This is a genomic window from Iodobacter sp. CM08 (assembly GCF_033446605.1).
Classification (GTDB): domain Bacteria; phylum Pseudomonadota; class Gammaproteobacteria; order Burkholderiales; family Chitinibacteraceae; genus Iodobacter.
In genome coordinates this window covers 135,203-155,034 of sequence record NZ_JAWQUO010000001.1, presented here as the reverse complement: position 1 = coordinate 155,034, position 19,832 = coordinate 135,203, and the positions used below count along the sequence as shown (strand labels likewise).

At 47.6% G+C, this 19,832-nt stretch carries 15 protein-coding genes and 6 tRNA genes; 4 read left to right on the top strand and 17 right to left on the bottom strand.

The genetic code is table 11. From position 1 onward, the window contains the following. Positions 1–37 precede the first annotated feature (37 nt). The 12 genes from rpoB to R6242_RS00655 all read right to left on the bottom strand — a co-directional run bounded on the left by rpoB (position 38) and on the right by R6242_RS00655 (position 9,532). Complete coding sequence (gene rpoB / locus R6242_RS00710) at positions 38–4,216, bottom strand: DNA-directed RNA polymerase subunit beta (RefSeq protein WP_318422805.1); 4,179 nt, start codon at positions 4,214–4,216, stop codon at positions 38–40. 219 nt (positions 4,217–4,435) lie between these two features. Beyond that, positions 4,436–4,804: a 50S ribosomal protein L7/L12 gene (gene rplL, locus R6242_RS00705; protein WP_293936190.1), complete on the bottom strand. Its 369-nt coding sequence runs from the start codon at positions 4,802–4,804 to the stop codon at positions 4,436–4,438. 60 nt (positions 4,805–4,864) lie between these two features. Continuing rightward, positions 4,865–5,407, bottom strand: a complete 543-nt coding sequence (rplJ, locus tag R6242_RS00700; protein ID WP_293936192.1) for a 50S ribosomal protein L10 — start codon at positions 5,405–5,407, stop codon at positions 4,865–4,867. A gap of 271 nt (positions 5,408–5,678) precedes the next feature. Beyond that, positions 5,679–6,374 carry a 50S ribosomal protein L1 gene (gene rplA / locus R6242_RS00695; protein ID WP_293936194.1) on the bottom strand — a complete coding sequence of 232 codons (696 nt, stop codon included), beginning with the start codon at positions 6,372–6,374 and terminating at the stop codon, positions 5,679–5,681. Continuing rightward, positions 6,375–6,806: a 50S ribosomal protein L11 gene (rplK, locus tag R6242_RS00690; RefSeq protein ID WP_130105853.1), complete on the bottom strand. Its 432-nt coding sequence runs from the start codon at positions 6,804–6,806 to the stop codon at positions 6,375–6,377. Between the two features lie 82 nt (positions 6,807–6,888). Further along, on the bottom strand, positions 6,889–7,422 hold the full coding sequence (gene nusG / locus R6242_RS00685; RefSeq protein WP_130105854.1) for a transcription termination/antitermination protein NusG: 534 nt from the start codon (positions 7,420–7,422) through the stop codon (positions 6,889–6,891). A gap of 25 nt (positions 7,423–7,447) precedes the next feature. Continuing rightward, positions 7,448–7,801 carry a preprotein translocase subunit SecE gene (secE, locus tag R6242_RS00680; protein ID WP_293936198.1) on the bottom strand — a complete coding sequence of 118 codons (354 nt, stop codon included), beginning with the start codon at positions 7,799–7,801 and terminating at the stop codon, positions 7,448–7,450. A gap of 68 nt (positions 7,802–7,869) precedes the next feature. Then, positions 7,870–7,945 (bottom strand) — tRNA-Trp (locus R6242_RS00675). 48 nt (positions 7,946–7,993) lie between these two features. Further along, complete coding sequence (gene tuf / locus R6242_RS00670; RefSeq protein ID WP_318422722.1) at positions 7,994–9,184, bottom strand: elongation factor Tu; 1,191 nt, start codon at positions 9,182–9,184, stop codon at positions 7,994–7,996. Positions 9,185–9,225: 41 nt separating this feature from the next. Then, a tRNA-Thr gene (locus tag R6242_RS00665) sits at positions 9,226–9,300 on the bottom strand. Positions 9,301–9,314: 14 nt separating this feature from the next. Further along, positions 9,315–9,388: transfer RNA gene (locus R6242_RS00660), tRNA-Gly, on the bottom strand. Positions 9,389–9,446: 58 nt separating this feature from the next. Beyond that, positions 9,447–9,532 (bottom strand) — tRNA-Tyr (locus R6242_RS00655). A 453-nt stretch (positions 9,533–9,985) separates the two neighbouring features. On the opposite strand from R6242_RS00655, the gene R6242_RS00650 reads away from it, so the two are divergent. From R6242_RS00650 to R6242_RS00640, 3 genes are all read left to right on the top strand, one after another. Further along, positions 9,986–10,061 (top strand) — tRNA-Phe (locus R6242_RS00650). 54 nt (positions 10,062–10,115) lie between these two features. Continuing rightward, positions 10,116–10,191: transfer RNA gene (locus R6242_RS00645), tRNA-Phe, on the top strand. A 174-nt stretch (positions 10,192–10,365) separates the two neighbouring features. After that, positions 10,366–11,088: a GntR family transcriptional regulator gene (locus R6242_RS00640; RefSeq protein WP_318422719.1), complete on the top strand. Its 723-nt coding sequence runs from the start codon at positions 10,366–10,368 to the stop codon at positions 11,086–11,088. Here the strand turns inward: R6242_RS00640 and pdxY are convergent. The 5 genes from pdxY to R6242_RS00615 all read right to left on the bottom strand — a co-directional run bounded on the left by pdxY (position 11,078) and on the right by R6242_RS00615 (position 18,165). Then, positions 11,078–11,932 (bottom strand): pyridoxal kinase PdxY, encoded by an 855-nt coding sequence (pdxY, locus tag R6242_RS00635; protein ID WP_293936205.1) that lies wholly within the window; start codon positions 11,930–11,932, stop codon positions 11,078–11,080. The genes R6242_RS00640 and pdxY overlap by 11 nt on opposite strands. Positions 11,933–12,062: 130 nt before the next feature. Next, positions 12,063–13,340 (bottom strand): tyrosine--tRNA ligase, encoded by a 1,278-nt coding sequence (tyrS, locus tag R6242_RS00630; protein ID WP_318422715.1) that lies wholly within the window; start codon positions 13,338–13,340, stop codon positions 12,063–12,065. Positions 13,341–13,374: 34 nt separating this feature from the next. Then, on the bottom strand, positions 13,375–14,607 hold the full coding sequence (locus tag R6242_RS00625; protein WP_318422712.1) for an amino acid permease: 1,233 nt from the start codon (positions 14,605–14,607) through the stop codon (positions 13,375–13,377). A 127-nt stretch (positions 14,608–14,734) separates the two neighbouring features. Then, positions 14,735–16,648: a pyridoxal phosphate-dependent decarboxylase family protein gene (locus R6242_RS00620; RefSeq protein ID WP_318422708.1), complete on the bottom strand. Its 1,914-nt coding sequence runs from the start codon at positions 16,646–16,648 to the stop codon at positions 14,735–14,737. 35 nt (positions 16,649–16,683) lie between these two features. Beyond that, positions 16,684–18,165, bottom strand: coding sequence for an amino acid permease (locus R6242_RS00615; RefSeq protein ID WP_318422706.1), 1,482 nt, complete (start codon positions 18,163–18,165; stop codon positions 16,684–16,686). Between the two features lie 576 nt (positions 18,166–18,741). On the opposite strand from R6242_RS00615, the gene R6242_RS00610 reads away from it, so the two are divergent. Next, a complete protein-coding gene (locus R6242_RS00610) occupies positions 18,742–19,824 on the top strand; it encodes a class I SAM-dependent methyltransferase (RefSeq protein ID WP_318422705.1) in 1,083 nt (360 codons plus the stop codon). The last annotated feature ends 8 nt before the right edge of the window (positions 19,825–19,832 follow it).

Sequence of the window (19,832 nt, the reverse complement as noted above, 5' to 3'; positions counted from 1 at the left end):
GGCGGGCACTTTGCCCGCCAACTAACTACCCCACGAATCAATACGTTTCCAGATCGATATCGATACCGAGTGAGCGGATTTCCTTCACAAGCACATTGAAGGATTCCGGCATGCCCGCATCAATCCGGTGATCGCCCTTCACGATGTTTTCATACACCTTAGTACGACCGTTCACATCATCTGACTTCACGGTCAACATTTCTTGCAAGGTGTAAGCCGCACCGTATGCTTCCAACGCCCAAACTTCCATCTCACCGAAGCGCTGACCACCAAACTGAGCTTTACCGCCCAGTGGTTGTTGCGTTACGAGAGAGTAAGGACCAGTGGAGCGAGCGTGCATCTTATCGTCAACCAAGTGATGCAGTTTCAGGTAGTGCATCACACCAACTGTAACCTTGCGCTCAAATGGTTCACCGTTACGGCCATCAAACAGCTGCATTTGTGTCTTGCTGCTGTTGAAATCCAGTAACTGGGTGTGTGGATCTTCGCTTGGGTAAGCTAAGTCCAACATCTGATAGATTTCCGACTCTTTCGCACCGTCAAATACCGGGCTTGCAAAAGTCATACCGTTACGCAGGCCACGTGCCAACTCGATCAATTCTTCATCAGTCAGACCGTCGATGTCTTCAGTCTTACCACTGGTGTTATAGATCTTGTTTAAGTACGCACGCATATCAAGCAACATACCAGCACGTTGCTCACGCAGCATCGCATCAATACGCTGACCAATACCCTTAGCCGCCCAACCTAAGTGCATCTCCAGAATCTGACCAATGTTCATCCGCGAAGGAACGCCCAATGGGTTCAGAACGATGTCTACCGTTGTACCATCTGCCATGTATGGCAGATCTTCAATCGGCAGAATCTTGGAAACCACACCCTTGTTACCGTGACGGCCGGCCATCTTATCGCCCGGCTGTAAGCGACGTTTAACCGCCACATACACTTTCACCATCTTGATCACGCCAGGTGGCAATTCGTCACCTTGAGTTAGCTTACGTTTTTTATCTTCAAAACGTAGGTCGAACTCAGTACGCATCTGACCAATCAGATCTTTCATGGCTTCTAGTTGACGAGCAGCTTCTTCGTCGCTCAGGCGAATATCGAACCAATCAATTTTTGCTGGCAAGCCAAGCAAATATTCTTTGGTGATTTCTACGCCCTTAGCCAACTTCATTGGGCCGCCGTTGGCAACTTTACCCACGATCATCCGCTCAATACGCTCGAACAAATCGCTTTGCACAATACGTAATTGATCGTTCAAATCTTGACGATAGCGACGTAGTTGATCATCGATGATGGATTGGGCACGACGATCGCGCTCCACGCCTTCACGAGTAAACACTTGCACGTCAATAACCGTACCCACCATGCCAGACGGCACGCGCAGCGAAGTATCTTTAACGTCGGAGGCTTTTTCACCGAAGATCGCCCGTAAGAGCTTTTCTTCAGGAGTCAGCTGAGTTTCACCCTTAGGTGTCACCTTACCGCACAATACATCGCCCGCTTCAACTTCAGCACCGATGTAAACCACACCAGATTCATCCAGACGGCCCAGCATGCGCTCGGACAGATTGGAGATATCACGGGTAATTTCTTCAGCACCCAGCTTGGTGTCACGCGCCATAACGTTCAATTCTTCGATGTGAATCGAAGTATAACGATCGTTAGCAACCACATCTTCCGAGATCAAAATCGAATCTTCGAAGTTGAAACCGTTCCATGGCATAAACGCGATAGTCATATTCTGACCCAGAGCCATTTCGCCCAAGTCAGTTGAAGCGCCATCCGCAATGACATCACCCTTAGCAATAATGCTGCCACGGATAACCACTGGTTTTTGGTTGGTATTGGTGTTCTGGTTAGAACGGGTGAATTTAATCAGGTTGTAAATATCTACCCCTGTTTCACCAGCAATCGCTTCGTCATCGTTTACACGAATAACCACACGAGCTGCATCTACATAATCAACCACACCACCGCGCAATGCGGTTACTGCTGTACCTGAGTCAGTGGCACATGTACGTTCAATACCCGTACCTACAAACGGCGCTTGAGCGCGTAAGCAAGGTACCGCTTGACGCTGCATGTTGGCGCCCATCAACGCACGGTTGGCATCATCGTGTTCCAAGAATGGAATCAATGAAGCAGCTACCGATACGATCTGGCTAGGTGCCACATCCATGTACTGCACGCGATCTGGCGCAGCCACGATGGTGTCGCCGTTAGAGCGGCAAGTTACAAACTCATCAGTTAAACGACCTTCTTCGTCGAACTCGGCATTCGCCTGAGCAACAACGTACTTGCCTTCTTCAATAGCAGACAGGTATTCGATTTGGTCGGTTACTTTACAATCGATCACTTTGCGATACGGTGTTTCCAAGAAGCCGTAGCTATTGGTACGCGCAAAGCAAGAAAGCGAGTTGATCAGACCAATGTTTGGACCTTCCGGTGTTTCGATCGGGCAAACACGACCGTAATGCGTCGGATGCACGTCACGAACCTCAAAGCCCGCACGCTCACGAGTCAAACCGCCTGGTCCCAAAGCAGAAACACGACGCTTGTGCGTGATTTCTGACAATGGATTGGTTTGATCCATAAATTGCGATAACTGTGAAGAACCGAAGAATTCTTTAATGGCAGCCGAAACAGGCTTGGCATTAATCAAATCATGCGGCATCAGGTTGTCTGATTCTGCTTGTGATAGACGCTCTTTAACAGCGCGCTCTACACGAACCAAACCAGCGCGGAATTGGTTTTCCGCCAACTCACCTACCGAGCGCACACGACGATTGCCTAAGTGATCGATATCATCAATATCGCCACGGCCGTTACGTAATTCCAAGAGGATACCGATCACAGCAATGATGTCTGCAGTGCACAGAATACCTGCGCCTTCAACACCACGTGGGCCTGTTTCTTCGTAGAAACGACGTTGCCAGCCTGGCGCTTTTTCTTCTAAGCGATCAGGGTAAGCACGGCGGTTAAACTTCATACGGCCTACCGCAGACAAATCGTAACGCTCAGGCGCGAAGAACAGGCCCTTAAATAGCGCTTCAACCGAATCTTCGGTCGGCGGCTCACCAGGGCGCATCATGCGGTAGATCGCTACGCGAGCACCGTACTGGTCAGCTACATCATCTGAACGCAATGTCTGGGACAGGAATGCACCTTGATCCAGATCATTAACAAACAGCACCTTCACCGACTTCACATCGGCCATATCCAGCTTAACAGCCAGATCTTCGGTCACTTCTTCGTTGGCCTTTGCCAGCACTTCGCCGGTAATTGGATCAACAACATTGTGAGCCAAGATACGGCCATAGAAGAAGTCCAAAGGTACTGGAATCTTCTGCAAACCAGACGCGTTGATATCGCGAATCGTTTTAGCTGTAATACGTTTATCTTTTTGTACGAGTACTTTACCGTCATCAGCAACGATATCGAATTTCGCAACTTCGCCTTTCAGACGTTCAGCCACGAGCTCTAAGCACAGGCCATCTTCGTCCATCAGGAAAGTATCAGTATCAAAGAAACCAGCCAAAATTTGTTCTGGGTTGTAACCCAAAGCTTTCAGCAAAGTGGTTACCGGCATCTTGCGACGACGGTCGATACGGAAGAACAGTAAATCTTTTGGATCAAACTCAAAATCTAACCAAGAGCCACGGTACGGAATAATCCGTGCCGAGAACAGCAGCTTGCCAGAAGAGTGAGTCTTGCCCTTGTCGTGTTCAAAGAACACGCCAGGAGAACGATGCAGCTGGCTAACAATAACCCGCTCTGTACCGTTGATCACAAAAGAACCAGTGCGCGTCATCAATGGCACTTCGCCAAAGTAAACGTCTTGTTCTTTAACTTCTTTGATGGTTGGCTTAGACGCTTCGCGATCCATGATCACGAGACGTACGCGCGCGCGCAGTGGAGCGGCGAAGGTAATACCTCGCTGCTGGCACTCAAGCACATCAAAAGCAGGATCGCCGAGGGAGTAATGCACAAACTCCAATCGAGCGTTTTCGTTATGAGAGACGATAGGGAAAATCGAATTAAACGCTGCTTGTAGACCGATCATCCGGCGAGAATCTGCCGGAACCCCTAGCTGCAGGTATTCGCTATAAGAATCGATCTGTGTTGCGAGCAGGAACGGCACCTCAAGGACGCTCTTCCGTTTCGCAAAACTTTTACGAATGCGTTTTTTCTCAGTGAACGAGTACTTGATACTCATAAACTCTCCATGGAGTGGGGCGCAAAGGACAAACCGCAAACGCCCGCCAACGTGTTTGTGAGCGGTTTCCGGTTTGACAACTGCTTGCAAAGTACACAAGCTGGATTCCGCTAACCGACATATATCGGGATCAGCTGTAAGCTAAGCAATAGACACAAACGCAAAAGGGCAGGCGGATTCCTCCGCCTGCCTTCACTACATACTAAATAATGCTTACTTCATCTCAGCTGTTGCACCAGCTTCGATGAGTTTCTTAACCATAGCTTCTGCATCAGCCTTAGAAATGCCTTCTTTCACAGACTTAGGAGCGCCGTCAACTAGGTCTTTCGCTTCTTTCAGGCCAAGACCTGTCAGTTCACGAACGATCTTGATGGTACCTACTTTGTTAGCGCCAGCGCCAAGCAGAATTACATCGAATTCTGTCTTTTCTTCAACAGCAGCACCAGCTGCAGCTGGGCCAGCAACTGCAACAGCAGCAGCAGAAACGCCAAACTTTTCTTCGAATGCCTTAACCAGCTCATTCAATTCCATTACGGTTAAAGCAGATACTGCTTCGAGGATATCGTCTTTAGTCAGAGCCATTTATTAATACTCCTGAAAATCTTGTCTGTTTTAATACAACAATCGTGTTTAAGTAGTCTTTTATGCAGTTGCTTCTTCGGCTGGGGCTTCTGTAGCCTCCACCGGAGCGGCAACGCCTTCGGACTTCTTCTCTGCCAGCGCGGCAAGGCCACGTGCGAAACCAGCCATCGGTGCTTGCATAACGTACAGCAGCTTGGACAGCAGTTCTTCACGGCTTGGAATAGATGCAAGAACAGATACTTCTTCTGCATTCATTACCTTACCATCATAAGAACCAGCCTTGATCACAATTTTCGCGTCTTTCTTTGCGAATGTGTCCAAAACTTTTGCTGCAGCTACTGGGTCTTCGGAAATACCGTACACCAGTGGGCCAACCATTTGGTCTGCCAACTCAGCGAACGGAGTTCCTGCAACCGCACGGCGTGCCAGCGTGTTTTTCAGAACACGCAGGAACACACCTGACTCACGCGCTTGTTTGCGCAGTGTAGTCATGCTTGCAACGCCGATACCTCGGTATTCAGCGATAATAATCGTCTGAGCTGTAGCAACTTCTGCTGCGATCTCAGCGACTACCGCCTTTTTGTCTTCAAGATTGAGACTCAAGGTCTACCTCCATTGGTTAGTAGTTCAGCGCGAATAAATCGCACCACCCAATCAAACGGCGACCTTTAATTCAGGAGAGCTAACAACAATGCCACAAGGGCAATGCATTTAGAACCTATAGATTCGGGCGCACCGTCTGCGTAGGCTGGCTTTTGGGAGCCGGATTAAGCCACAAGAGATCTTATGGCACCTACGGTCTTTGACAACCTTGGCGATATTTTGCCAAGCCCAAAGTCGACAGGGTCAGTCGCTTGACTGACCCTAATAATACTTAAGCTACTACCGAAGCGGTTTCGACGCGAACGCCTACACCCATAGTGCTCGATACAGCGATCTTCTTCAGGTATACACCTTTAGATGAAGCTGGTTTAGCTTTTTGCAGCGCATCAACCAGCGCTAACAAGTTTTCTTTCAGATCAGCCACTTCAAAAGTAGCGCGACCTAAAGTAGCGTGCACGATACCACCCTTGTCAGTACGGTATTGAACTTGACCGGCTTTAGCATTTTTAACTGCTTCAGCAACGTTCGGAGTTACAGTACCAACTTTCGGGTTAGGCATCAGGCCACGTGGGCCCAAGATCTGACCTAATTGACCAACAACGCGCATTGCATCTGGAGAAGCAATAACAACGTCGAAGTCCATATTACCGGCTTTGATCGATTCAGCTAAATCATCGAAACCAACGATTTCTGCACCAGCAGCACGAGCAGCTTCAGCATTTGCACCTTGTGCGAACACGGCTACGCGAACTGACTTACCAGTACCTTTAGGCAATACAACAGCACCGCGAACCACTTGGTCCGACTTACGTGCGTCAATACCTAAATTAACAGAAACGTCGATTGATTCAACAAATTTAGCAGTTGCAGCGGCTTTAACCAGCGCAATCGCTTCATCAACAGCGTACAACTTGTTTGAATCAACAGTTGCATTCAGTGCCTTCAGGCGTTTAGATAGCTTAGCCATTTACACACCCTCCACGGTCAGACCCATCGAACGAGCTGAACCAGCGATAGTACGCACAGCTGCGTCCATATCTGCACCGGTCAAGTCAGCATTCTTGGTCTTAACGATTTCTTCAAGCTGAGCGCGTGACACAGAACCAACTTTGTCAGTATGTGGCTTAGCGCTACCCTTAGTGATACCAGCAGCTTTTTTCAGCAAGATCGTTGCTGGTGGGCTCTTCATCACGAAGGTAAATGATTTGTCTGCAAAAGCAGTAATAACTACAGGAATTGGCAGACCTGGCTCGATACCTTGAGTAGCCGCATTGAATTCCTTGCAGAAATTCATAATATTCAGACCACGTTGACCCAGAGCTGGACCAATCGGTGGCGATGGATTTGCTTTACCAGCTGGCACTTGCAGCTTGATATAGCCAATAATTTTCTTAGCCATTTAAAACTCCTAAATTTGGGTCAAACGCGAGCAAAAAAACTCGCTCCCCTATCGGCACCTAATTGGCACCACACTACACAGATCAGATCTTTTCAACCTGTGCAAAATCCACTTCAACTGGTGTTGCACGACCAAAGATAAGTACAGAAACTTTAATCCGACTCTTATCGTAATCTACATCCACAACAGTTGCATTAAAGTCTGCAAACGGGCCTTCTGTAACACGAAGCTCTTCGCCCACTTCAAACAAGATTTTAGGACGCGGCTTCTCAACCCCTTCCTGCACTTGCTGAAGCATAGATTTAACTTCACGCTCAGGCAAAGGTGTAGGACGATTACCCACACCACCAATGAAACCGCTAACCTTGGCAGTACTCTTTACCAAGTGCCAGGTTTCATCACCCATTTCCATCTCAACAAATACATAACCCGGGAAGAGCTTCCGTTCGGTCAGCTTACGAGTGCCAGCCTTCACTTCCATCACTTCTTCAACCGGCACTAAGATCTGACCGAATAAGTGCAACATATCTGCACGTTCGATCCGCTCAATCAGCGCCTTTTGCACACTTTTCTCAAAGCCGGAATAGGCGTGTACCACATACCAACGCATAGACATTCAGATACTCCGCTTTCCCGTTTACTTAGCCACGACCCAAAATCAGATCATAGAATACCCATGTCAGACCAGAGTCGACTGCCCACATAAAGAGAGACAGCACCCCTACGAACAGGAATACAACGCCCGTCATCTGCCAGGTTTCTTTTCGAGTCGGAAACACAACTTTCTGTGCCTCTTTAATTGAGTCACGCGCGTAATCCACAAACGCACGACCCGGACCTGAAAACCATAGCACAAAACCTGCAAGTGCCAAACTAAGCACCACAGGCAGTGAACGGACAACCCCTTGATCAGTCGGAACCAGGTAGAACCCAGTAACGCCCAATGCAACCAACAGCAATGCTGCTGCGATCTTGATTTTATCGATGCTAACCATTTGTCCGATTCGGAAACTTGGATAAAACAGAGCCGTTCCCTATGGAAACGGCTCTGATGTCTAAACCGTGGCAGGCGAGGAGGGTGTCGAACCCCCAACCCCCGGTTTTGGAGACCGGTGCTCTACCAATTGAGCTACTCGCCTACGGGAGGGCAGAACTATAACAATTCAACCCTCTTTTGTAAACCTCTTTTATTCAATAACTTTTGCAACAACACCAGCACCAACCGTACGGCCACCCTCACGAATCGCAAAGCGCAGACCCTGCTCCATGGCAACTGGAGCAATCAGACTAACGGTAACTTCAACATTATCACCAGGCATTACCATTTCTGTACCTTCTGGCAAATCAACTGAACCCGTTACGTCTGTAGTACGGAAAAAGAACTGCGGACGGTAGCCATTAAAGAATGGAGTGTGACGACCACCCTCATCTTTCGACAATACGTACACCGAACCTTCAAACTTCGTGTGCGGAGTGATCGAACCTGGCTTAGCCAGAACCTGACCACGCTGAACATCTTCACGCTTAGTACCACGCAGCAATGCACCGATATTATCGCCAGCTTGACCTTGATCAAGCAACTTACGGAACATTTCAACACCAGTACAAGTCGTCTTAACTGTTGGCACAATACCAACAATCTCAATCTCTTCACCAACCTTAACAACACCGCGCTCTACACGACCAGTTACTACAGTACCACGACCCGATATCGAGAACACGTCTTCAACCGGCATCAAGAAAGCACCATCAACAGCACGCTCTGGCAACGGAATATACGAATCTAAAGCATCTGCAAGACGGAAAATTGAAGGCTCGCCGTGCTCAGACTGATCACCTTCCAGCGCCATACGAGCAGAGCCAACAATAATCGGCGTATCGTCACCCGGGAAATCATATTTACTTAGTAGCTCACGAACTTCCATGTCTACTAATTCAAGCAATTCTGCATCATCAACCAAGTCAGCTTTATTCAGGTAAACAATGATGTATGGAACACCAACCTGACGAGCCAACAAGATATGCTCACGCGTTTGCGGCATTGGACCATCAGCAGCAGAACAAACCAGAATCGCGCCATCCATTTGCGCAGCACCGGTAATCATGTTTTTGATGTAATCCGCGTGACCTGGACAATCAACGTGTGCGTAGTGGCGAGTTTCTGTTTCGTATTCAACGTGCGAGGTATTAATGGTAATACCGCGAGCCTTTTCTTCAGGCGCACTATCGATCTGCGAATAGTCTTTCGCCTCACCACCAAATTTTTTCGACAAAATAGTCGAAATCGCAGCAGTCAGCGTAGTCTTACCATGATCAACGTGACCAATTGTACCGACGTTTACGTGTGGCTTCGTGCGCGTAAATTTTTCTTTTGCCATGATATTTCCTATCTCGAGAACTTGAAAATATACCAAGCGATTGGAGCCGTTGGCGGGAATTGAACCCGCGACCTCTCCCTTACCAAGGGAGTGCTCTACCCCTGAGCTACAACGGCACGCTAATCTTTTTTGGAGCGGGTGAAGGGAATCGAACCCTCGTCGTAAGCTTGGAAGGCTTCTGCTCTACCATTGAGCTACACCCGCATTTTAATTACAGCTATACAACCAGTTACGCAGACTCTTCACTACGCATTACTTTATTTGGTGGGGGGGGAAGGATTCGAACCTTCGAAGGCTAAGCCGCCGGATTTACAGTCCGGACCCGTTGACCGCTGGGGTAACCCCCCCTCTACAAGAGAAGCGCATTCTAGATAAGGATCTGGCCTACGTCAAGCAGGATCCGGCGATTATTTTGCATAATGTACGTCATTCATCCTTAAAAATGCTTGCAGCTATTTATTAATTCATTAATAAACATAAGCTAAGCGTATTCTCACAATGTTTAAAAAAAAAATCAATTTAAGCGTATTTCCTTGCTAAGCACATCGCTACACGCATAAGCCGCGTAAAAGCATGCTCAGCGATTCAGCACGAAGAAACAAGAGCACTTCATAGCCTACGTTTTATTGAGACATTTTGAATGGCGCCCCCATAAAACCGCTACTGCAGCCCTTTTTAATGTGTATTTATTGTCCCACTAATCCTATATAGCGAAATATAAAAATATCCGCTTTTTTCACTAAAAATCAGAATAAGGGTTGACGGGTCGAAGCAAATGGGCTTTAATAGCGACCTCTCAGCGGCCTGTTAGCTCAGTTGGTAGAGCAGCGGATTGAAAATCCGCGTGTCCTTGGTTCGATTCCGAGACAGGCCACCAAGTTTTTATAAGGTTAGATGTTGTTAATCTGACTGGCTTTAAACCGCTTTATGCGGCCCGTTAGCTCAGTTGGTAGAGCAGCGGATTGAAAATCCGCGTGTCCTTGGTTCGATTCCGAGACGGGCCACCAGTATAAAAAGAACGGCTCCAATAAAATGGGGCCGTTTTTCATTTGTGCCAAACCACGAATCAATAGTTCCCCTGATTTTTTTGTGGTTATTGCATGTGGCCTCCCCCATGATTGCGCTATGATGTTTGCTTCTTGCAATAATTATTTAATTGCACAGCGAATTAGAGCGGCTCCGTGAATAAAATAAAAACAATCCCAAGCAGCACTACTCTTTCTGATCAAATGGTTAAGGCGATTCGCCGTGACATTTTACTAGGCCGTTTTTTGCCCGGTGATAAACTGCAAATGAATGAATTAAAGCAGTACTATCAAGTAGGCGGCACGCCAATTCGCGAAGCTTTAGTGCAATTGGTTTGGCAACATTTTGTGGTTATGGAGCCACAAAAAGGCTTTAGGGTTGCGCCTATTTCTTTAGATGAATTACGCGATATTCTGACAACCAGACGAGCCATTGCAGGCATTGCTTTAGAAAAAGCCATGCAGCGCGGCGATGAGGAGTGGGAGCTAAGTATTATTACAGCGTTTCATCGCATGGAGCGTATTCAACTCGATCAGCCGGATGTAGATTACGAAGAATGGGGCGAGCGCCATATTGCTTTTCATATTGCGCTGATTCAGGCCTGCAACTCGCCAATGATGCTTTCCACCCTAGAGAGTATTTATAACCAATTAGAGCGCTATCGGCATATTTGGCTTAATGGTGACTTAGATCAAGTGACCCGCTATCACGACCATGGTGAACACAAAGTTATTATGGATGCCGTGCTGGCAAGAGATCTTCAATTATCACTACAACGAATTGAAGAGCATTACCAGCACGTGATTGATCTGGCCGAATCGTTAAGCCCAGAAAACTTTTCCGAAAGAGTAAAACTCCACCGAACACTTAAAGCCTAAAGGCAGATAGCAGTTGCGATGGGCAGGTATATTCCTGCTTAGCCGCCACCACAGCCAGCTCATAACGTAATTGCCTTGCCGTCTCAAGTAAAGCGCCGTACACCGCGGCGGTGGTGTGCTCCAGCGCCTCCACAATAGGCTTACCCGTGAGTAGGCTGGCCAAGAATATCGCCGAAGTCATATCCCCCACTCCAACTGGCTCTTTATCAAATTCTAGAATAGGCCGGCGAATCAGCCAGGCCTCATCAGCGGTGAGTGCCAGCATTTCAAAATCGCTTGGTTTTTTGTCTTGGTAATGCAGATGTTTGATCAGAATTGTTTGCGGCCCTTTTGCCAGCAGCTCATGACAAGCCGCAACAATTTCCACCAAACTGTACAGCTTTCTGCCAACGATCATTTCTAATTCTAATTGATTGGGCGATACAATATTGGCTTGCGGAATAGCCCGTTCAATTAAAAACTCGGCCACACCAGGCGCTACAATGCAGCCTTTTAGCGGGTGGCCCATCACGGGATCACAATGATAAATCGCTAAAGGATTAGCTTCTCTAACAAGTTGTAATGCTTTAAGAATATGATCGCCCTGCCCCGCACTACCAATATATCCAGACAACAGCGCATTGCATTCTGCCAACTGCCCAGTCTTAGCAATACCTGCCACTAATTCGCTAATCTGCGCCTCTGGCATCACCATTCCTGCCCAGTGACCATATTGGGTATGGTTAGAAAACTGTACTGTATGGAGCGGCCAAACATTTGCCCCCATACATTGCATTGGAAACACTGCCGCACTATTGCCAGCATGGCCAAACACCACATGCGATTGAATAGAAAGAATATTCATAAGAGATCCAAAAATAGTGCAATGCACGTAAAAGTTGCGGCATAAAAACACATAAAAAAATCACCATCCTAGCAAGGCAAAGCCATACAGAATGGTGATTCAATTTACTGACTATTGATCAGTAAAACAATTACTTCCAAACAATCAAGCAATGGTTCTTTTTGCCACGCCTCAGCAGGGTATAACTACCAAAGCAATGGTTGATCGCCCCCATATGGTAAGCAACATCGCTTACCTTTTGGCCATTAATACTCACTGCATCGCTTTCAATAAAACTACGCGCTTGGGTTTTTGAGCTAGCAAGCTCTGCGGCAACCAAAGCATCAGCCAAGCTAGTTTCTGTGTAACCCAGTTCGATATGATGAACGCCATCTAGTGCTAATTGCTGAAAATCTTCTTCGGTTAAAGCACTTTGATCTTCTGCAAATAGATTCTGGCTAATCCGCTTAGCCGCCTCCAAAGCCGCCTTACCATGCACCAGCTCGGTGGCATGCTCCGCCAAAATACGCTGTGCCTGTGGCGCGCTGCCACTGGCGCGGTCTGCCGCCTCAATCGCATCAATCTCAGCCAAAGACATAAAGGTAAAGTATTTCATAAAGCGGTATACGTCGTCGTCGGTGGTACTCAACCAGAACTGGTAAAACTTGTATGGCGAGCATTTGCTAGGATCAAGCCAGATGGCATTGCCTTCGCTCTTACCAAATTTAGTACCATCCGATTTGGTAATCAGCGGCATGGTAATACCAAACACCTGCTGCTGATTCATGCGGCGCGTCAGATCAATTCCCGCCGTGATATTTCCCCACTGATCCGAGCCACCTAATTGCAGCTGGCAATCGTGGCTTTTATTCAGCACGGCAAAGTCATAGCTTTGCAGCAAGCTGTAGGCAAACTCGGTAAATGAGATACCCACTTCGTCACGATTCAGCCTTTGCTTTACCGATTCTTTATTAATCATGGCATTCACCGAAAAGTGCTTACCAATATCACGCAAGAAGCTCAGCACATCCATACCTGCAAACCAGTCATTATTATTCACCATGGCGGCACTATTGGCACCACAGTCAAAATCTAGAAAGGGCGAGACTTGCTTGCGAATTTTATCTACCCAGCCCGCCACCACATCAGGGGTGTTTAACGAGCGCTCAGTGGCTTTAAAGCTAGGATCGCCAATCATACCGGTGGCACCGCCCACCAGCGCCAGCGGGCGATGGCCCGCCATCTGAAAGCGTTTTAAAGCCAGCAAAGGCACCAAATGACCAAGGTGCAAGCTATCGGCCGTTGGGTCAAAACCACAGTACAGCGTGATTGATTTTTGAGCGAGCAAAGCATCCAAGGCCTCGGCGTCGGTCACCTGAGCGATCAAGCCACGCTCTTGTAGCTGGCTGATTAAATTTGACTCTTTCATAGCATGCTCCATCTAAACAATAAGTAAGCGGGGATCAGCAAATCGGTAATAAATTCTGCATTTTCATAATTTGAAAAACAATGATGCACAGCCCCATCGTCGTCACGGTACAAAATGAGCAGGTATTGCCGGGGACGCGCCAATCCGTGCGGTATGTGGCTTGGCTGCGCAATTTATACAGCGCCAGTGCGGGGAATAAAATTGCCAGTATGGATAAAAAAATCGCGGCAGCTCCCAGCGCTAATACAAAGCCTTCTGGGTAAATCCATGCAAATACAAACGGTGGAAGATAAGTGGCCAATGCGGTAATCAAGCGATCATGCTTAGAGTCTTTCCAACCTACGCTGCTCGCCACTGAATCAAACAGGCCTAAAGAGACGCAAAGATAAGAGGTAAACAAGGCAATGGATGAAAACAAACTAATTAAGCTAGGTATCCAACGATTACTAGTACTGGCATGGATGAAATCAAGGAACATTCCCACCGAGCCTTGATTTTCTGCCAGCGTCAAAAAGCTATTCTCCCCCATTCTAGGCACAAGGCCGAGGCTGCAATATTCCCAAATACCGTAGACCAAGAGTGGAATTAGCCCACCAAGGATAAAAATATTGCGCAGCGTTTGTGGTTTATCGCGGCCAATATATTTCACCATGCTAGGAATACTGCCGTGAAAGCCAAAGGCAGTTATAAACACCGGAAAAGCCGCATAAATATAGCGACTGGAATCCTGGGTATTATTTAAATTGCCTTGATTTACATAGGGCTGAATAGTGATTGCCATGGCAAAGAAGATAAAGACATTCAAGCTAAACAGTACGCGATTAACGCGGTCTACTGCGCCGGTACTCATATAAACAATTGAGCCGATCAGCAGGGTAAAGATGGCTGCAACCACAGCGGAAGGGATATTGATTCCCAAATATTGCTTAATATTTGAGGTATAAGACGAGGCCGCACCAGAGATATACGCACCAGAAAGCGCATATAAAAGCAGTAACAAAGAGGCATTGATAATCCACAAACCTTTGTTGCCGAACAAACTTTGGGCCATTACATCAAAACCACTGCCCTCAGGAAAGGCCAGCGAGACTTCCAACAACATTAATGCGGTATAAGTCATCAGTAGCCAGATACAAACCAAGGCCAAACTGGCATAGGTGTAGCCCATTCCTGATGATACCAGTGGCAATGCCAGCATTCCTGCTCCCAGCATGGTGCCGGAAATCAGCAAAGTAGCGCCCACCGCTTTGAAATTAATCGCGAACATAGCAAGGCCTTTCAATCATCGCGCACAAATAGGCGGATTGATCTGATAATTAATTTGAATAGAAACATTGATCTCTTCGATGGCAACGAAACCCACCTCGGCTGAGGCGGGTTTTTGCGGGATTTACTTAAGCTGCCTTAAGTTGGTTTGCTTCTTTGGCTTCCATATCGATGATATGACCTAGTTTTTCTGCGAAGATTTCACGCAGATTAGCCCAGTAATCTTCAAAGCCTTGCGGATCACGCAAGAAGTGAGTCATCACGGCAGAGCGCAAGATGTACACGCTACGTGTTTTATCCCACTCTTTACGGCTAAAGCCACGGCTTTCTGCGTAAATCCACGGTGTATCGCCGTATTCATCAAAAGCCAGCGAGGTGGATGAAGTCAGGAAATCATTGCTATAAGTGCGGCCCGATGAGTAAGAGCACACTTCATACATACGTTGATTCAGACGGTTATGGTCTTCTAAGCTTGGATTGCCGATTTCTTTAAAGGTGAAGTTCACCATATGGAAATCTGGGTGCATCAGCGGACGCAATTCAAAGCGACGATTGCCCACCACAATGGGTTTTGTCATAGCTAGCTTTTGTGCAAACCAATCTGCAGTCACAATCCCGCGGCCAATCACCTTGCCATAACCTGAAATATTCAGTGGCACTAAGCGATGCGCTGCCCATACTGCTGCTGCAGTTGCACCGGCTTTAGAGCCTTCCATAATGGATGAGCCCAGCACCACATTTTGTTCTTCACCCGCATCGTCGGCTTCTTCAAATACATAGGCCGCGTGGTAGGAGATCAGATCAACAATGCGCTTGTCTTTCATACATACCGCACCGGCAGCGTATTGAATAAAGCCAGCTTTGTGCGGATCAACCGTAATTGAATCGGCTTCAGACATGGCTTTAAAGCCTTCATACACCGCACGCTTAGGCCAAGTTACGCCTTCAGGGATAATATCTTCGGCGCGATAACGGGCAATCAGTGCATCGTATTCCATGAATTTGCTGTTTTCATCAAGGAACATCGAGCGAACATAACCACCGTAGGCTGCATCTACGTGCACATAAAAAGACACGCCGTATTTTTCTTCACATTCGCGGCGCAGCTTGATCACTTCATCCACATGATCGATCGAGCCTTCTTCGGTGGTACCTACTACGGCCACCATACCGAGGATAGGCGTACCTGCTTCGATCAATTTAAAGGTAATGGCGCGCATTGTTTCAACGTCAGTGCGGTAGTTTTCATCCACTGGCAGCGGAACAATATGCTCCTGACCAATACCCAGCACATCCATGGCTTTCATCCATGAATAATGCTTAGACATCGGCACTAGGAATTTACCCAATTGGCCTTGTTGCACACCCACGCCACGTACCGTCAGCGCACGCACTTCTTCAAACAGACCACGTTTTTTTAGCTCATCAGATAAATCTAGAATCGCTGTGGGTGACATATTCAACAATTGCTTTTCGCTCATGCCAGCCACTAAATCTTTGGCTTTTGCATGCTGAGCAATAGCTAAAGGCAGGGATTTTAGATTGCGGGCAACCCAAACGCCTTCGTAATTAGCCACCGTACCGCCAGAAGTAATATGGCCCCATGATTTTTGTACGTCGTAACCAAACATCGCACACAGATCACGGCCCGCTTCCAACTCAAGCTCAGTAGTCGTAGGCGACGCTTCATGCGCACAATTGTTTGGGTTGTAAAGCATGGTCATCACATAAGCGATATTGGAAACCATCAGCGTATCGGCATTCATATGGCCCAAATAACGCGGTGAGAACCAAGGCACTGAAGTGGTTTTTAGCTTGGAAGACAACTGACGCAAAATGCCTTCGGTGCGGTACAGCGTGTTACGGAAATCTGGCTGATGCTGGTCCATTGGAGACAATAATGGCGCATCTTCTGGGTGAAAATCTGCACGCCAGTGAATATGCTCATCCACTGCGTAATCGACCATTTCTTTAAAGAATTCACGATTTTCTGATTTTGGGCCAAGAAACAGCGCATCAACGTTCATTGAGGTTTTAAACATTTTGAACTCCTGATTAATTAATTTTGAGCCGGCGCTTAGTGCGCAGCAGCGTGTTGCTCATCAAGTGCTTCTTGCTTGGCGGCCTTATTTGCAGCCACAACTTGCAGTTTTTTCGCTTGATGTAATTTGTCTTTTTGGCCGTAGGCATAGACAAGGAAGGGAATCACCAGCATCACGATCAGCCCGATCAGCTGAAACATGAAGTAACCCGATGCGGAGCCTTTAAAGCTGCCAGGTGGAATAAACGCAAGGTAAGCAGCGAGCAGCGACATCACAAAACCCATGCCGGAAACGATCCACATGCCTAAATTGCCACCAGGTACTTTGAAGCTGCGTTCAATATCTGGGCGTTTGTAGCGAAGCCAGATGGCTGCGGCAAACATAATCAGATAGGCCACCAGATAAACCAGCCCCGTCAGCCCCATCAACATAAAGTAGAAGTTATCTACATCAGGGATCACAGTGATCAACACGCCGACCAAGCTAATGGCAACCGCTTGGATGATGACCAAGGTAACGGGCACGCCGTGCTTGTTTGATTTTTGCAAGAAGGCAGGTAATGCACCTGAATTAGCCGTGGCTTGTAGGCCACGTACCGGGCCAAGCACCCAAGAATTAACCTGACCAATCAGACCCAGCGCAATGGATAAACCCATCACCGGAGCTAACCAAGGCATGCCCCATTTAGTGAAGTAGAGCTCGAACGCCTGCATCAAACCGGCAGTCATCGAGATTTGCTCTTTAGGAATCGCTACAAAAATCGCAGCAGAGCCAACAACCGAGAGGAAAACCATGATGATCGACACCAAAATGATGGCAATCGGATAATTACGTTTCGCGTCTTTAATAGAAGACACATTCGAGGCGGAGACTTCCATCCCCATCACCACGAAGATAAAGCCGATAAACAGACCTAAAGTACCGGCATCGCTAAAGTGTGGGATCATATTCGACATGCTAAAAGACACATCGGTCATGATGGGATTACCGCCTAGTACATAGGCAATACCGGCAATAATCAGCACAATCCCTGGCAAGAACACACCCAAGCTCACACAAATGGTAGAAACCCAGCCTAGGGTTTTAACCCCTTGCAGATTCACCAGCGTGCAGCCCCACCACACCAGCAGAATCATTCCCAACATAAAGTATTTATTGCTAGCCAAAGCCGGATCAACTACATAGGCGATGGTGGCGGCGATGATCATGATGATTGATGTCATCCCGAACACCATTTGAATCCACTGCATCCAAACAGCCACAAAACCTAGGCGCTCGCCAAAGGCCTCACGCACCCAAATAAAGATCCCACCATCTTGTGGCCAAGCTGTTGCCAGCTCTGCGGCCACTAAGGCCGTAGGAACCAAGAACAACAAGGCCGCAGCCAAGGTTAGGAAAATCGTCATCATCCCTGGCTGCGCAGTCATAGGCAGCGTACGAACGCTTACTACAACGGCAGCGGTGATCATGACAAAGGTTGACACCCCAATTTTGGGGCTAGCTTCAGTACTAGACATGCTCGGCCTCTTTGTCGAATATTTCAATAATTTCGAAATATTTTATATTTTCGACAAATAAGCCATTTGATGGAGATCAATAATCTGTAAGCAAATAGTGCCTTGCCTGCGGCAAAAAACCGGCGTATCGGGCGCGAAGTAAATAAAAGCGCTCTATTAATTTTAAATATTTCATTTAAATACAAACACTTAACCATAAAACAATGGCAAACAAAACCAGCGCCAGCAAATCCAATATTGTAAGATTTAAACCTAAAACCACTAGCCTCGGCGGGCTAAAGCCGTAAAAAAACCCTCGCGTAAAAGCGAGGGTTAGAATGGTTTTCCTAAGTAAACTCTGGTTTATTCAATTTCGTCATCCCCGCGCGAGCGGAAATCCAGTGTTTACGCTGGATCCCCCGATAAAAAATTCGGGGATGACTAATTAAAATTTTTCTAATAGCAATTAGCAGCCAGTGGCAACTTGCCATTTTGCAGCGGCAATAAACCTACTGGCTGCCGATCCGCTACCCGCAGCTGGTAGAATCGCTATTTTAGCCAGAGCCTTGAGCCTGGCATCATTGATAAAGAATAAAAATGTCCGCCAGCACTATCGATTTTGCCGCGCTCAGCCTGCAGCGCTACCCAGCTAAACACGCCAAAGACTTACGTGCATGGGATGCCAGTGATGAATACCTGGCTGAATTTATCCGTGCCGATGCCCCCATTTTGCTGATTAATGATAGCTTTGGTGCGCTGCACTCTGCCGCGAGCCTACGCTCCGCTGCGCTGATTACGCATATCAACGATTCATGGTGCTCACGCCACGCCATTGAAATCAATAGCCAGCAAAGCTTTGAGGCTTACACGGGGCAAGCTATTAGCTACGCGCTGGTTAAACTGCCAAAATCGCTTTCTTTATTTGCCGCACAGCTACAGCAGGCAGCAAACCACATCAGCGAGCCTTTAACACTGTATTTCTCCGGCATGCAAAAGCACGTGAGCAATGGGCATCTGGCGATAATTAAGGATTATTGCGACGAGGTGGAATACCTGCCCACGCAGCGTAAAGCGCGTATGTACCAAGCCCGCCTGCGGCCAAGCCAAGCTGTAACTAGCCCATATCTACAAACCATGCCCGAGCTAAACCTAACATTCCACAATGCGCCAGGTGTTTTTGCCGAGCAAAAAGTAGATATTGGCTCGCGCTTTTTTATTGAGCATTTTGATCGTTTGCCCAAGGTAGATTCGGTGGCCGACGTAGGTTGTGGCAATGGCCTGCTATCCCTTGCCTACCACCGCCTCCACCCCGTGGCAGGGCTGCACTTATTTGATGAATCTCTTGCGGCAGTGACATCGGCAAGGCTCAGCTTTACTGCTAACTTTCCAAACGCCACCTACCAGATTCAACACGGCGATGGCCTTGCCAGTGCCGTGGCAAATCAGCAGGTTTTTGAGCTGATTCTGATTAACCCGCCATTTCATCAGCAAAACACCGTTACCACGGATATTGCGCTGAGCATGTTTACACAGGCCAAAGAGTGCATGAGCGCCAATAGCGAATTATGGATAGTGGCAAACCGGCATTTAGACTATCAGGTGGGGTTAAAGAAAAACTTCAGGCAAATCGAGCAGATCGCTCAGAACGCTAAGTTTTTGATTATCAAAGCAAAGCGGTGAAATAAGGA